This window comes from Streptomyces sp. NPDC024632 (genome assembly GCF_055559175.1).
In genome coordinates this window covers 265,535-279,602 of the sequence record NZ_JBVHLD010000002.1, presented here as the reverse complement: position 1 = coordinate 279,602, position 14,068 = coordinate 265,535, and the positions used below count along the sequence as shown (strand labels likewise).

The 14,068-nt window shown below is 73.8% G+C and carries 12 protein-coding genes; 3 read left to right on the top strand and 9 right to left on the bottom strand.

Annotated features, from left to right (window positions below):
• Positions 1–336 precede the first annotated feature (336 nt).
• Positions 337–1,038 (bottom strand): GOLPH3/VPS74 family protein, encoded by a 702-nt coding sequence (locus ACZ37P_RS04555; protein ID WP_355337733.1) that lies wholly within the window; start codon positions 1,036–1,038, stop codon positions 337–339.
• Between the two features lie 253 nt (positions 1,039–1,291).
• Here ACZ37P_RS04555 and ACZ37P_RS04550 point away from each other — a divergent pair, with 253 nt between their 5' ends.
• A complete protein-coding gene (locus ACZ37P_RS04550) occupies positions 1,292–3,931 on the top strand; it encodes a D-alanyl-D-alanine carboxypeptidase family protein (protein WP_467344846.1) in 2,640 nt (879 codons plus the stop codon).
• On the opposite strand, the gene ACZ37P_RS04545 is transcribed toward ACZ37P_RS04550, so the two are convergent.
• The 4 genes from ACZ37P_RS04545 to ACZ37P_RS04530 form a co-directional block, all read right to left on the bottom strand.
• The gene (locus tag ACZ37P_RS04545) at positions 3,915–4,628 is read right to left on the bottom strand and encodes a rhomboid-like protein (protein WP_467344845.1); all 714 of its coding nucleotides are present in this window, start codon (positions 4,626–4,628) and stop codon (positions 3,915–3,917) included. The two genes, ACZ37P_RS04550 and ACZ37P_RS04545, sit on opposite strands and share 17 nt — an antisense overlap.
• A gap of 132 nt (positions 4,629–4,760) precedes the next feature.
• Positions 4,761–5,942, bottom strand: a complete 1,182-nt coding sequence (locus tag ACZ37P_RS04540; protein ID WP_391043279.1) for a winged helix DNA-binding domain-containing protein — start codon at positions 5,940–5,942, stop codon at positions 4,761–4,763.
• 28 nt (positions 5,943–5,970) lie between these two features.
• Positions 5,971–8,256, bottom strand: coding sequence for a heavy metal translocating P-type ATPase (locus tag ACZ37P_RS04535; protein WP_467344843.1), 2,286 nt, complete (start codon positions 8,254–8,256; stop codon positions 5,971–5,973).
• A 92-nt stretch (positions 8,257–8,348) separates the two neighbouring features.
• Positions 8,349–8,561 (bottom strand): heavy-metal-associated domain-containing protein, encoded by a 213-nt coding sequence (locus tag ACZ37P_RS04530; protein WP_188279701.1) that lies wholly within the window; start codon positions 8,559–8,561, stop codon positions 8,349–8,351.
• A 222-nt stretch (positions 8,562–8,783) separates the two neighbouring features.
• Between ACZ37P_RS04530 and panD the strand changes: the two genes are divergently transcribed.
• Positions 8,784–9,206 (top strand): aspartate 1-decarboxylase, encoded by a 423-nt coding sequence (panD, locus tag ACZ37P_RS04525; RefSeq protein WP_467344841.1) that lies wholly within the window; start codon positions 8,784–8,786, stop codon positions 9,204–9,206.
• A 103-nt stretch (positions 9,207–9,309) separates the two neighbouring features.
• Here panD and ACZ37P_RS04520 read toward each other — a convergent pair whose 3' ends face one another.
• Positions 9,310–9,525, bottom strand: a complete 216-nt coding sequence (locus ACZ37P_RS04520) for a hypothetical protein (RefSeq protein WP_188279703.1) — start codon at positions 9,523–9,525, stop codon at positions 9,310–9,312.
• 339 nt (positions 9,526–9,864) lie between these two features.
• Here ACZ37P_RS04520 and ACZ37P_RS04515 point away from each other — a divergent pair, with 339 nt between their 5' ends.
• Positions 9,865–10,665 carry a VOC family protein gene (locus tag ACZ37P_RS04515; RefSeq protein WP_467344839.1) on the top strand — a complete coding sequence of 267 codons (801 nt, stop codon included), beginning with the start codon at positions 9,865–9,867 and terminating at the stop codon, positions 10,663–10,665.
• 79 nt (positions 10,666–10,744) lie between these two features.
• Here the strand turns inward: ACZ37P_RS04515 and ACZ37P_RS04510 are convergent, their stop codons facing one another.
• From ACZ37P_RS04510 to ACZ37P_RS04500, 3 genes are read right to left on the bottom strand one after another with little or no spacing between them, the layout of a single operon-like run.
• Positions 10,745–11,155 (bottom strand): STAS domain-containing protein, encoded by a 411-nt coding sequence (locus ACZ37P_RS04510; protein ID WP_401310530.1) that lies wholly within the window; start codon positions 11,153–11,155, stop codon positions 10,745–10,747.
• Positions 11,152–12,300 carry a cobalamin B12-binding domain-containing protein gene (locus tag ACZ37P_RS04505; protein WP_467344836.1) on the bottom strand — a complete coding sequence of 383 codons (1,149 nt, stop codon included), beginning with the start codon at positions 12,298–12,300 and terminating at the stop codon, positions 11,152–11,154. The genes ACZ37P_RS04510 and ACZ37P_RS04505 overlap by 4 nt, the downstream gene beginning before the upstream one ends.
• Positions 12,297–13,922: a PP2C family protein-serine/threonine phosphatase gene (locus tag ACZ37P_RS04500; protein WP_467345224.1), complete on the bottom strand. Its 1,626-nt coding sequence runs from the start codon at positions 13,920–13,922 to the stop codon at positions 12,297–12,299. The genes ACZ37P_RS04505 and ACZ37P_RS04500 overlap by 4 nt, the downstream gene beginning before the upstream one ends.
• Between the last annotated feature and the right edge of the window lie 146 nt (positions 13,923–14,068).

Sequence of the window (14,068 nt, the reverse complement as noted above, 5' to 3'; positions counted from 1 at the left end):
GGCGCGCTGGCGAATGAGGGTAACCCGGCAGGGGCGTGTACGCGGTGGTACACGGGGGTGTATACGGCGACGCGCGGTGCGACGAATCCCGGAACGTGTTCCGAGTCCCGCCGCCCCGCGCGTCACAGCGGCTCCCGGAACGGGTCGCTGAGGACGGCGCGATGGTCGCGGATTGCGGTGCCCCGTCCCTGCCGACGGGCGCCGCAGCCGTCCCTGATGAGGGGGTTGCCGAGCGCTACGTGCTCACCTGCGCACGCGCTCTCACGTGCTGAACGTGCCGAACGTACTGACCGTGCTGCCTGTGCTGCCTGTGTCCACTCGCTGTCGCACGCCGACTCAACGGGCGCCGGCGCGGGCCATGGTGCTGTGCCCCGCCGCTCGCGGTGCCGGAGCGGCTGGCCGCTTCGGCTGCGCCGCCACGCCGTTCTGCACATCCATCACGGCATGCGCGACGAGGCCGCCCATCGGGTCGTACCTGATCAGGTCACGCAGGCGCGATCGTGACGACCGGCCCTCGTTGCCCGGGTAGAGGTGCTTGCCGAGTCCCACGGCGTGGGCGAGCGCGGCGAGCGCGGCGGTCCGCGGGTCCGGCGGCACGCCGGTACGGATCGCACTGTCCAGCCGGGTACGGATCTCCCGGCTGACCGCGCTGTCGGACGCCTGGTACCGCGTCGTCGGCAGCACCCCGCACATCTGGCCGGGCACGGCGTGCACCATGCCGCACCGCTCCAGGTGCGCGAGATACGTCTGGCGGAGCCCGAGGCGGGGTCCGCCGATCCAGTGGACGGCCCGCACCGGACTGCCGCGTCGCCGCAGCAGTTCGAGAGCGGAGTCCAGGGTCGGATCTCCAGTCGGCCGTGGGTGCACCACGGCTATACGATCCCCGTCAGGGGCTATCCGTCCGGCCAGGGCCAGCTCGACGAGCTGCGCCCCGGCGAGGCCGAGGTCGAGCGATTGAGGCTGCGCCGTGGTCCCGGTCGTCGGGTCCAGTGCGAGCAGCAACAGCTCTTCCGGAATTGTTCTGCGGCTCTTGCCCATCCATGCCTCCCCGCGTGGATGAATGACAGGGTGACGCCTCTCACACCGGCCTGTCGAGAGCGCCTTTGCCTTATCGACGGGAACCGGGTGGTATGTCGTTCTCGTCTACGGGGTGGGCGGTGGTGTCGCGGACGGGTCGCGGGCCTGTCGGCGGGACACTGCCAGTGTGAGCTTTGAAGGGGTATGGGTGCCATTCGGCATCCGCCCCCGCACGATGTGTGCGGCCATTTCGTGATGTGTGGAGGAGGTCTGCGTGGCGGGCGAGTCCCCCGGCAGGGAACAGCGGCAGAGCACGTCGGGGGAGGCGGTCGAGCGGTCGACCGCTGATCCGAGGCTGGTGGTGTTCCGGACGCCCACCGAGGGGCACGGGACACGCGTGGCGGAGGGCGTACGGGAGGAGCACGCGGGCGCCGCGGTCGGAGCCGTCCCCTCCGCGCCCCCCGAATCGGCGGACTCCGCGGGCTCCGGCGCACGCCCCCACCCGGCCGCCGCCTCCTCCGCCGCCTCCACGGCGAATACGCCGGACGGCGTAGCGGCCGTAGACGAATCCTCCGACGCGGCTACGTCCACGACGCCGCCCGCGCCCCGCACCCCGGAGGTCCTGCCTCCGGAAGCGGAACCGAATCGTGACCTCCCGGACCCGGATGCCGCCGCCGGGGAAGCCTCCGAGGACGGGCCGGACTCCGAAACGGGTCCGGAAGCGGAAGACTCCGCGCCGGCCGGGCCGCCCGCGGCGGAGCGCGACGAGCACACCGCCGTGCTGCGCGTCGGGGGGCGCGGGGGCCTGCTGGGCGCCGGCGCCACCGCCGGCGGCTCTGCGGCCGGTGACGGTACGGCTGAGGGCGCCGACGGGGACGGCGTGGACGACGCCGAGGGCGCGGACGGCGTGAACGGCGCCGAGGCCGTGACCGAGGCCGACCCCGACGCCGACGACGTACCGGGCGACGTATCGGACGCGGCCCCGCCCTCCGGCGACGGTCAGGACTCTGAGGACGCGGCCCCCGCGGCCCCCGCGGACCCCGAGGACGCCGCCCCGGCGGCCTCGACCGACGCCGCCGACGACGTGGCGGACGCAGCGCCCTCTGCCGGTGACGCCGGTGACGCCGGTGACGCCGAGGACGCCGCTCCGGATGACTCCGACAGCTCCGCGTCCAGGAACACCTCCGAGGACACCTCCCAGGACGCCCCCGAAAGCGCCCCCGAGGACGACGCCCCCGAGAACAACGCCCCCAAGGGCCCCGGCGCCCGGAGCGCCTCCGTCCTGCGCCCGCTTGTGTCCGATCTCCCCGCCGAGCGCCCGGCGGCGCAGGGCGCGGAAGGCGCCTCAGGAGCCCGTAGCGCGCCCTCTGGCGCCTCCGCGCCCTATGAGGCGCCCCAGCCGCCCCCGGCGTCCGCCAAGCCGCGTACGGGCCCCGTGAAGCCCTCGGAGAGTCCGGCCGCGGGCCCGATCGGGCAGCCGTCCGCCCCGCCGAAGCCCGCCGGGGGCGCGCCGCTGCCCCCGTACGCCGGGAGCCCGTCCGCGATCGGCACCCCCACGGCGGCCTCGCCGGACGGCGCGGCGGCCGGGCCCGACGGGACGCGGTCGATGCCCGTGCCGCCGGAGCCCGAGGCGCCGCTGAAGCTGCTCGCGGAGCTGACGAACACCCCGCCGCCGCGCCAGACGGTGCTGCGGACGGTCGCGCGCCGGTTCAAGATCTGGACCCCGCTGGTGGTGCTGCTGGCGATCGTGTTCGTCGTGGTGCAGGCGCTGCGCCCGCTGCCGGCGCCGTCGATGGCGCTGACCGCGGCCTCGTCGTACACCTTCGACGGCACGCCGCTGCCGCAGTCCATGCCGTGGCCGTCGCAGGGCCAGTCGGTGGCCGAGGTCGAGGGCCTGGGCTCGCTCGGCGTGCACGGCGCGCAGACCCCGGTGCCGATCGCGAGCGTCACCAAGGTGATGACCGCGTATCTGATCCTGCGCGACCACCCGCTGACGGGTAAGCAGACCGGTCCGACGATCCCCGTGGACGCGCAGGCGGCCGACGAGGCGAGTTCGAGCGACGAGTCGACCGCGCAGGTCAAGAAGGGCCAGCAGTTCACCGAGCGGCAGATGCTGCAACTGCTGCTGATCCCCTCGGGCAACAACATCGCCCGCCTGCTGGCGCGTTGGGACTCCGGCACCCAGGAGGCGTTCGTCACGAAGATGACGAAGGCCGCCGCCGACCTCGGCATGACCAACACCACGTACACCGGCGCGAGCGGCTTCGAGGAGACCACGCGGAGCACCGCCGTCGACCAGTTGAAGCTGGCCCGCGAGGTCATGAAGAACGACGTGTTCCGGTCGGTCGTCGCGCAGCCGAACATCGACATCCCCGGCGTCGGCACGATCTACAACAACAACAACGACCTGGTCAACGTGGGTGTGATCGGCATCAAGACCGGTTCGAGCACCCCCGCGGGCGGCGCCCTGATGTGGGCGGCGAACAAGAAGGTCGACGGCAAGGACCAGTTGATCCTCGGCGTCGTCCTCCAGCAGCGCGGCGGCACGACCGTCTACGACAGCCTCCAGGCGGCGCTGGTCAACTCGCAGAAGCTGATCAACTCCGTGCAGGGCGGCCTGACGTCGTCGACGATAGTGAAGAAGGGCGAGGTCGTCGGCTATGTGGACGACGGGCTCGGCGGTCACACGCCGGTCGTGGCGAGCAAGGACCTGAAGGCCGTCGGCTGGCCGGGCCTGAGGACGACGCTGTCGCTGACCCCCCTCAAGGACGGGCTGCCGCACACCGCGACGTCCGGCGCCGAGGTGGGCACGATCGGCTTCGGCACCGGCTCGGCCCGCACCACGGTGCCGGTCGTCCTCCAGTCCGACCTGAGCGAGCCGTCGTTCGGCACGAAGCTCACCCGGGTCGGCTGACCCCGAGCCGCCCGCGGGCGGCACCGCGCAGGCTCCGGTACGCGGCGGCCGGGTCGATCCGACCCGGCCGTCCGCGTGTCAGCGGGTAGCAGGCCAGGCCGAGCAGCACCGACGTGAAGTGCCCGACGTCGGTGAAGGTGCGGCCCTCGCCCAGCGCGAGCCCGTAGAAGAGCAGCACGCAGGCGCCGTACAGGTACCGCCAGGGCATCGTGACCGCCCAGGTCAGCACCGCCTCGACCGCCGCGAGCCCGTAACTGACGCCCACGTCGAGGGTCTCGGCGGCCGACTGCGGCGCGTGCCCGTGCCGGATCGCCCACAGCAGCACGCCCTCACTGATGTACGTCGCCGCGACGTGCCCGATCAGCACGACCGCGAGCCACCGCCAGGTGCCCAGCCAGCGCTCGGCGGTGGCGTGGAAGACCGTGTAGAGCAGCACGTACGGCAGCCATCCGCCGCCGTCGGTCCACAGCGCGCTGCGCACCAGGGCGCGGACCGGCTGGCTCGACAGATTGTGGATGTTCGTCGACCGCAGCCGCAGGAAGTCGTCCACCGTGGCGGGCGCCATCCGGTGGATCGCGACCGTGGTGAAGAACAGGATCGCCAGCCAGATGTACGTGCCGGGGGCGCTGCGGATGTACGCCCACACGGCGCGGGCCACGGCGCGGGTGACACGCGCGGGGCGTGAGGGGAGATGCACGCTCCGGATTCTGTCCGGAAAGCGAGGTTTATACGGCCGCGCCGCGCGTAAGCGCGGCCTACCGAGTCCAGCGGGTGCGCGGGTCCCGGCCGGGTGCGCGGGTCCCGGCCCGGTGCGCGGGTCCCGGCCGGGTCACGCGGACAGTTCGCGCTCCAAAGGGGTGCGGAATCGCGGTGTGACCGTCACACCGCCGCCCGCGAGAAAAGCGGTGAGACGCTCCGCCGCCGCCTCGACCGCGTCCGCCGCCCGCGCGCCCCGGTCGGCCAGCAGCCGCCAGGCGACAGTGCCGTCCGCGCGATGCGCCCAGCCGCCGATCACCTCGCCGCCCCACCACACGGTGGGCCCGACGTTGCCCGAGCGGTCGAAGAGGGACGCGCGGTGCTCGCGCGGCAGGAACCAGTCGCGCTCCTGCCACCCCATGGGCGTCGGGTCCAGCGCGGGCAGCAGCGTCGCGGCGGGCGGCGGCGCGTCCGCCGACGGCCCGGCGTCACCGGGCAGTACGTGGCCGACGGCGTCCCCGTCCAGCAGCACTTCCTCGGCGCCGACCGCCGCGAGCGCCTTGCGCACCTCCGTCAGCGACCAGCCCGTCCACCACTTCAGATCGGCCGCCGTCCCCGGCCCGTACGCCCCCAGCCACGCCTTCACCACCCCGGCGCGCGCCTCGGCCACCGGCACGTCGGGCAGCGGCTCGGCGTTCGCCCACCGGAACTGGCTGCTCGTCCACGACCCGGCCGGCCTGCGCCGCTCGATCCGGCCCTCGGCGGCCATCGTCCTGATGATCCGGCTCGCCACGTTCTGCCGCGCCTCGTACGGCTTGCCCGCCGCCACCAGCACCTGCTCGCGCAGCTCGGGCACCAGCTTCGACAGCCCCGCGCCGCTGGTCTCGCCGTGCGCGTCGAGCGCCGCGCGCACCCGCGCCTCGACGCCTTCCAGCCACGCCTCGTCCCAGCCGCCGCCCTCCGCCAGGAACGCCAGCAGCCCCTTGCGCTCCTTCGCCGCGATCTGCCGCCCGGCCGCCGCGTACACCCCCGGCGCCGCCGCCCGGCCCACGACGAACATCGTGCGCCGCATCGCCAGCATCCGCACCAGCGACCCGGTCTCCCCGTACAGCGCCTCCTCCAGCGCCCCGACGCCGTCGCCCGGCTCGCGCAGCCGCGCCGCCACCGTCAGGAACACCGTCGCCGGATCGGTCGCGTGCAGCGCCACGAGCGCGTCGGCGACCTCCTCGCAGGTGCCCACGGCCCGGAGCTGCCGCCGCGCCAGCCGCCCCCGCCGCTCCTCGTTCCCGACCTGTCGCCGCCGCGTTCCGCTCATGACCTCATGCTCACACGCCCCGCCGTCACTACCGGCTCAGCGGCCGGAAGCCGCGCAGGCGCAGGCTGTTGGCCACGACGAAGACGGAGGAGAAGGCCATGGCCGCGCCCGCGATCATCGGGTTGAGCAGCCCCGCCGCCGCCAGCGGCAGAGCGGCGACGTTGTAGCCGAAGGCCCAGAAGAGATTGGACTTGATGGTGCCGAGCGTGCGCCGCGCGAGGCGGATGGCGTCGGCGGCCACGCGCAGGTCACCGCGGACCAGGGTGAGGTCCCCGGCCTCGATGGCGGCGTCGGTGCCGGTGCCCATGGCGAGCCCGAGGTCGGCCTGGGCGAGCGCGGCGGCGTCGTTCACACCGTCGCCGACCATGGCGACGCTGCGCCCCTCGGCCTGGAGGCGCCGGACGACGGCGACCTTGTCCTCGGGGAGGACGTCCGCGAAGACGTCGGCCGCGTCGATGCCGACCTCGGCGGCGACGGCCGCCGCGACGGCCGCGTTGTCCCCGGTGAGCAGCATCGGCCGCAGGCCGAGCGCCCGCAGCCGCCGTACGGCCTCCGCGCTCGTCGGCTTGACGGCGTCGGCGACGACGAGCACGGCCCGCGCCCGCCCGTCCCAGCCCACGACGACCGCCGTGCCGCCGTGCGCCTCGGCCGCCGCCTTGGCCTCGGCGAGGTCGGCGGGCAGGACGAGCCCGCGCCCGCTCAGCAGCCGCTCGCGGCCGACCAGCACCTCGTGGCCCTCGACGACACCGCGCACACCGAGGCCGGGGACGTTCTCGAAGTCCGTGACCGGCGGCAGTTCACCGGCCGCCTCGCGCGCCCCGGCGGCGACGGCCCGCGCGATCGGGTGCTCGGAGGCGTCCTCCAGCGCGCCCGCCAGCCGCAGGACGTCGGCCTCCTCGGCTCCCGACACACGCACCCCGGTCAGCGTCATCGACCCGGTCGTGACCGTCCCGGTCTTGTCCAGCACGACCGTGTCGACGGCCCGCGTCGACTCCAGCACCTCGGGCCCCTTGATGAGGATGCCGAGCTGCGCGCCGCGCCCGGTGCCGACCATGAGCGCGGTCGGCGTGGCGAGCCCGAGCGCGCACGGGCAGGCGATGATGAGGACGGAGACGGCCGCGGTGAAGGCGGCGGTCGCGCCCTCCCCGGTCAGCAGCCAGAAGGCGAGCGTGCCGAGCGCCAGCACGATCACCACGGGCACGAAGACGGCCGAGATCCGGTCGGCGAGCCGCTGCGCGGCGGCCTTGCCGTTCTGCGCGTCCTCCACCAGCCGCGCCATACGGGCGAGTTGGGTGTCGGCGCCGATCCGCTCGGCCTCGACGACGATGCGCCCGCCCGCGTTGACGGTGGCGCCGGTGACCCGCGAGCCGGGTCCGACCTCGACCGGTACGGACTCCCCGGTGAGCATCGACGCGTCGACGGCGGAGCCCCCGTCGCGGACGACGCCGTCGGTGGCGATCTTCTCGCCGGGGCGTACGACGAAGCGGTCGCCGACCGCCAACTCGCCGACGGGGACGCGCACTTCCCGCCCGTCGCGGAGCACCGCGACGTCCCTGGCGCCCAGTTCGAGCAGCGCGCGCAGCGCCGCCCCCGCCTTCCGCTTGGCGCGGGCCTCGAAGTACCGCCCGGCCAGGATGAACGCGGTGACCCCGGCCGCCGCCTCCAGATAGATGTGGCCGCTGCCGCCGCCGCGCGAGACGGTGAGGTCGAAGGAGTCCTTCATGCCGGACATGCCCGCGTCGCCGAAGAACAGCGCCCACAGGGACCAGCCGTACGCGGCGAGGGTGCCGACCGACACCAGGGTGTCCATGGTGGCGGCGCCGTGCCGCAGATTCGTCCAGGCGGCGCGGTGGAAGGGCCAGCCCGCGTAGACCACGACCGGTGAGGCGAGCGTCAGCGCCAGCCACTGCCAGTTGTCGAACTGGAGCGCCGGGACCATCGACAGCGCGACGACCGGCACGGCGAGGACGACGGCGGTGATCAACCGCTCCCGCAGGGAGGTCGATTCGGGGTCGCGCACCGGGCCGGCGGCGGTCCCGTCGGCGTCGGCCGGGGGCGCGAGCGGGGGCGGGGGGAGCGCGGCGGTGTACCCGGTGGCCTCGACGGTCGCGATGAGATCGCCGACCGCGACTCCCTCGGCGTACGCCACCTTGGCCTTCTCGGTCGCGTAGTTGACGGTGGCGCTGACGCCGTCCATCCGGTTGAGCTTCTTCTCGATCCGCGCGGCGCAGGACGCGCACGTCATGCCGCCGATCTCCAGCTCGACCGCCTGCTCGGCCGCCGCCGTCCCGCCGTCCTTCGCCGCCGTGGTCATGGCCACTCCCGCTCCCCTCGTGTCCCCGTCGTACCTTTCCTGCCGCCCGGCCCCTGCCCCCGGCCCCCGCCGTGGAGGCCGCGAAGCGCCGGTCAGGCGCGGCCGACCAGTTCGTAACCCGCCTCGTCCACGGCGGCGCGCACCGACTCGTCGTCCACCGGCTGCTCGGACGCGACGGTCAGCAGACCGGTCGAGGCGACCGCCTTGACGGAGGTGACACCGGGAATCGCGGTGACCTCCTTGGTGATCGCGGACTCGCAGTGACCGCAGCTCATCCCGGACACGGAGTAGACGGCCTCGCTCATGGTGTTCTCCTCGATACGTGCGTGCGTGCCTGCTTGCGCGGACGTGCTTCTCCGTCCGCCGGGAACAACCATATACCCCCTAGGGGTATTCTACGAAGCTGAGATCTTCGGCACTCCGGGCGCCCCGCCGCTCCCGGCGCGCCGGGCGCTCGCCTAGGCTGGACACGTCGGCGCGTACCCGTGGCAGGGACGCGACCAGCTCTTTCACCAGGAGGCGGCAGCGTGCTGCGCACCATGTTCAAGTCGAAGATCCACCGGGCCACCGTGACCCAGGCGGATCTGCACTATGTGGGCTCCGTGACCGTCGACGCCGATCTGATGGACGCCGCGGACCTGCTGCCCGGCGAACTCGTCCACATCGTCGACATCACCAACGGCGCCCGGCTGGAGACCTATGTCATCGAGGGCGAGCGCGGCTCCGGCGTCATCGGCATCAACGGCGCCGCCGCCCACCTCGTGCACCCCGGAGACCTGGTCATCCTGATCAGCTACGCGCAGGTCGAGGACGCCGAGGCCAGGGCGCTGCGCCCGGCCGTCGTCCATGTGGACGCCGGCAACCGGATCATCACGGTCGGCGGCGACCCGTCGGAGCCCACCCCCGGCGCGGACACGCTCCGCCACCCGCACGCCTTGGCGCGGGTCTGACGGCCGAAGCCGGATCACTGATGTGCCGGGGCCCGCTCGCTGTTCGCGGAATGTTCGCGGACCGCTCGTGGCGCGTCGCGCCTCGTGTGTCCGACGGTGAGCGTTACGCGGCGGTGACGACCGCCGCGCCGCTCACCGGGCCGACGGCCGGGCCCTGGACCGGGCGTATCGGCATCTGGGTACCCCGCGCGGCGGCGGTCCACTCGGCGCGCAGCCGCGCCAGCTCCGTGAGCTCTTCGGCCGTCCAAGGCCGGTCGCCGTGCTCCTGCACATAAGCGCGCAGGGCCGCGTTCGCTTGATCGAGACTTCCCCCGTACATGTGAACCACAGTAGACGGCGGCACTGACAATCCCGAATCCGTTAAACACCGCGCGTGACCGTGTCGATGCGGCCCGGCGCCTTCCGTTTCACCGGCCAAGGCGGTGACCTGCGCACGAACGGCGATTGTCGGGACCGGCTGCCATGCTGGGTGTGAGAGAGGACACTGCGTCCCAATCGGACAAAAAGCCCGGCACCCACCCGATCCGCCCGGCACCCACCCGATCCGCCCCGCGCCTGCGATCCGCCCGGCACCCCTGATCCGCCCGACGCCTCCGATCCGCCCGGACGGCTCCGATCCGCCCGGTCACCGCACGACAGCTCCAGGAGGAAGGCACCCATGCTCACCAACGACTACGTGCCCGGCGCGCCCGACTGGATCGACCTGGGCAGCCGCGACACCACGGCCGCCGCCGCGTACTACGGCTCGCTCTTCGGCTGGGAATTCGAACCGGGCGGCCCCGCGTCCGGCGGGTACGGCACCTTCGTGCGGGACGGCGCGACGGTCGCCGCGCTGGGCCCGCTCCAGGACACCGGCGCCCACCCGGCCTGGACGGTCTACTTCGAGACCGCCGACGCCGACGCCACCACGGCGGCCGTCGAGGAGAACGGCGGCACCGTACGGGTGCCGCCGATGGACGTCTTCGACCAGGGCCGCCTCGCCTCCTACACCGACCCGACCGGCGGCGAATTCGGCGTCTGGCAGCCCGGCACCAACAAGGGCCTGGACCACGTCGGCCCCTGGGGCCTGTGCTGGACGGAGCTGTACACACCGCGGGCCCAGCGCGCCAAGGACTTCTACGCCGCGGTCCTGGCCTGGGACTACGAGGACATGCCGCTGCCCGGCGACGCGTCCGCCGACGTCTACACCGTGGTGTCCCGCTCCGGCGGCGGCCAGGACGGCTCGCACGGCGGCATCCTCCAGCTCGGCTCCGACCTGCTCCCCACCGGTACGGCCTACTGGCAGCCCTACTTCGGCGTCGACGACTGCGACGCCGTCGTCGCCAGGGCCACCGAGGGCGGCGGCACGGCCCTCCTGCCCCCCACCGACATGGCGGGCGTCGGCCGCCTCGCCCTGCTGACCGACCCCGAGGGCGCGTTCTTCGCCGTGCTCACCCCGGCGGCCTCGATGACGTCCTGAGCCCGTACGGCCCGTAGAGCCCGCGAAGCCCTTACAGCCTCCCGCAAAGCCGCCACAGCGTGCCCGGCCCGCGCGGCCCTCAGGCCCGCGGGTCCTGGCCCGTGGAAGGGGCGGCCTGCTCGGCGGCGGACGGCTCCGCCGCACCGGCCCCGGTCGCGGGGAGCGCCGTCAGATGGGCGAGCGTGCCGGTGATCGTCAGCAGCCGCTCCAGCGCGGGGGACCGGTCGTCCAGGTGGAGCCGGACACCGGCCTCGTCGGTGCGGCGGCGGATCATCAGCAGCGCCGAGAGCCCGCTGGAGTCCGTGCTGCCGAGCCCGGCGCAGTGCAGGTGCAGGTCCGCCAGGTGCGGATTGTCGGCGATCTTGTCGCTGACGACGGCCAGCAGCCGGTCGGCGTTGTCGTAGTCGAGGTCGCCGTGCAGTTCGATCCGCACGGTCGTCTGGGTGTCGACGGCCGTCAGCCGCAGATGGCTCGGGGGAATCGTGGTCATGCGGTGGTCCTGGCGGTGGTGAGTGCGGACGAGGTCAGACAGTCGGTGCCGAGCCGGAGTATCCGGACCGCGCGCGGGAAGTCCTTCAGCTCGTCGGACAGGATCCGCAGCGCGGGCGGCAGGCTGTGCGCGGGAACGCCGCGGGCGGCGAGAATCCCCGCTGTCCAGGTGAGGAAGTCCGCGAAGAGGTCCTCGTCGCCCGTGTAGAGGGCGATGGTGAGGAAGTCCACGATGTGCGCGAGGTCTTGCGCGGTGTGCTCGCGTTGGAGCTCGCTGTACGCGCGCATCGCGGGGAAGGCGGCCTCCAGCCCGCTGAAGACGGTCCGCACCAGGGCCGTACGGGCGCGCGCGACCATCGTGTACTCCTGGTCGGCCAGGTGCGGCAGATCGTCTATCGGCTGGTGCTCGGGCTGCGGGCGCGGCAGCGGGCCGCGCGCGAGGCGCTCCGCGGCCGTACGCGCGTCGGGGGCCCAGGCGTCGGCGCCCAGCAGCCGCGCGTGCCGGCCGTCCGGGCCGAAGGCGGCGCCGCCGACGAGGACCGGCACCCCGACGGCCTGGCAGGCGGTGATCGCGGCGTGCGCGGTCGGCAGCCGGGTGGCCAGCGAACTGGAGAGCGCCACCGCGTCGCACGCGGTGCGGTGCAGGTGGGTGATGAGGTGCGGGGTGGGCACCTGGGCGCCGAGGAAGTCGACGCGCCAGCCGCGCAGCTTCAGCACCTCGGCCAGGATCCGGGCGGGCAGCGCGTGCCACTCGCCCTCGACGCAGGCCACCGTGATCCTGCCCCGCCAGGGTTCGGTACGGGCGGCCGGGTGCAGGGACAGCGCCGCCACCGCCCGGTCGTTGATCGCGGTGGCGGCGTGCTCCTCGGCGACGCTCAGCCGGTTGGCCGCCCACTCCTCGCCCACCTTGCCCTGCACGGGCGCGATGACGTCGAGCAGCACGCTCTCCGCGTCCACCCCCGTGTCCAGCGCGCCGAGCACCACACCGGCCGCCGCGTGCTCGTCGCCGTGCGCGACGGCCTCCCACAGCTCCGTCACGCGCCGCCCGAGCCCCTGATCAGGTCCGGAGCGGGCTCCGGACGGCGGGGCGGGCGGCGAGGACGCGGAGTGCGACGAGGGTGCGGTCGGCTCGGTGTCGGTGCTCACGCTGTGTACCTGCCCCGAGTACGGCCGTTCACCGCACTCAGGTGGTGCGTCCGGGGCGCGGAGATCACGACGACGGCCATGTCGTCGTGACGCCCCGTGCCGACCCATTCGGCGGCGAGCATCTGGACCCGCTCCACGATTCCTTCCGCGGGCATGCCCGCGCACTCCGACAGCACGCGGCGCAGCCGCTTCTCGCCGAACAGCGCACCGCCCAGGGGGCCGCCGCGCGCCTCGGTGATCCCGTCCGTGTACAGCACGCAGGTCTCGCCGGGCGCCAGGGACAGCGTGACGGTACGGGAGACGGCGTCGGGGATCGCGCCGACCAGGGTGCCCTTGGTGTCGGCCTGCTCCACCTCGCCGTCGGCCCGCACGATCAGCGGCGCGAGGTGCCCCGCGCTGGTCAGCCGCAGCCGCACCTGGTGCCCGTCGCGGAGCGCGGAGGCAAGGATCAGCGTCGCGAAGCGGGTGTGGTGGGAGTTCAGCAGCGCCGTGTTCAGCAGGCTGAGCATCCGCTGGTGGTCGTCGGCCATGGGCAGCAGCGCGTGCAGGGTGTTGCGGATCTTGCCGGTCAGCACGGCCGCCTCGAGGCCCTTGCCGCACACATCGCCCAGCACCGCCAGCGACGCCTCGCCCTCGGTCACCGACGGGTGCACGTCGTAGAAGTCCCCGCCGATCCGCTCGTGGTCCTGCGAGGGCCGGTAGCCGCCGGCGAAGTCCACCCCGCCGACCTGGTGCAGCGACGGCGGCAGCAGTTCCCGCATCAGGACGTCGGTGATCGCCGACTGCTCCGCGTACAGCCGGGCCGCCGACATGGCGGCGCCCGCGCGCGCGGCGAACAGCCGGGCGAAGACCTCTTCGCGTTCGGTGAAGGCGTCGGTCTCCGAGCGCCGCAGCAGGACGAGGGCGCCCGCCGACACCCCGTGCCCCGGCAGCGGGGTGATCACTATCGAACCGACCGGCCCGAAGCCCTCGGGCACCAGCCAGGAGGGGGCCGTCGCCGGGTCGAGCCAGCGCGAGGGCACCGGCGGGAAGCCGCGCAACGCCTCGCCGAGCCCCGGCACTTCGTCCGGATCGACGCCCAGGTGCGACTGCGAAGGGCTGCCGCCGCGCACACAGGAGACCACCGGCAGCCGGTTCGCCCGCGACGGGGCGATGACCATGGCGGCGTCGGCCAGGTGCTCGGCGGCCATCTGCGCGGTGACGTCCATGCACCGGTCCAGGTTGAGCGAGGAGAGCAGCAGGTTGGACGAACGGCTGAGGAATTCGGTGCGCTCGCGTTCCATGCGCAACGCCTCGCGCGCCAGCCGCCGGTCGGTGTCCTCGACCAGCCACCACACGGCGCTTCCGTCGGCCAGCACCGTCGGATGCGCCTCGAAGGTGCGCCCGCCGACCGCGCCCCAGGCCACGTCGACGTCAGCGGTCGCGGCCACGTCCCCGTCCACGTGAGCGGCCACGTCCCCGTCCACGTCAGCCGTCGCGGCCCCGTCCGGGCCCGGGGATTCCTCCGTCGGCGCGTGCAGCGTTTCGTGTGCCCGCGACAGCCACGGTGGCGCCACATCCGCGAGCGCCACCCCTTTCCCGGCCCCCGGCAGCAGAATCCCCGCCGCCTCGTTCGCGAGTATCAGCCTCCCGTCGGCCTCGACCACGAGCACCGGGTAGGGCGCCAGCAGGGGGTACGGAGTGTCGCTCCTCGAAACGCTCACCGGTGCGTCCGCACCGGCTGCCGTCGTGACGGAACCAACCACACATTCAGGATCCGCTGAGCGAA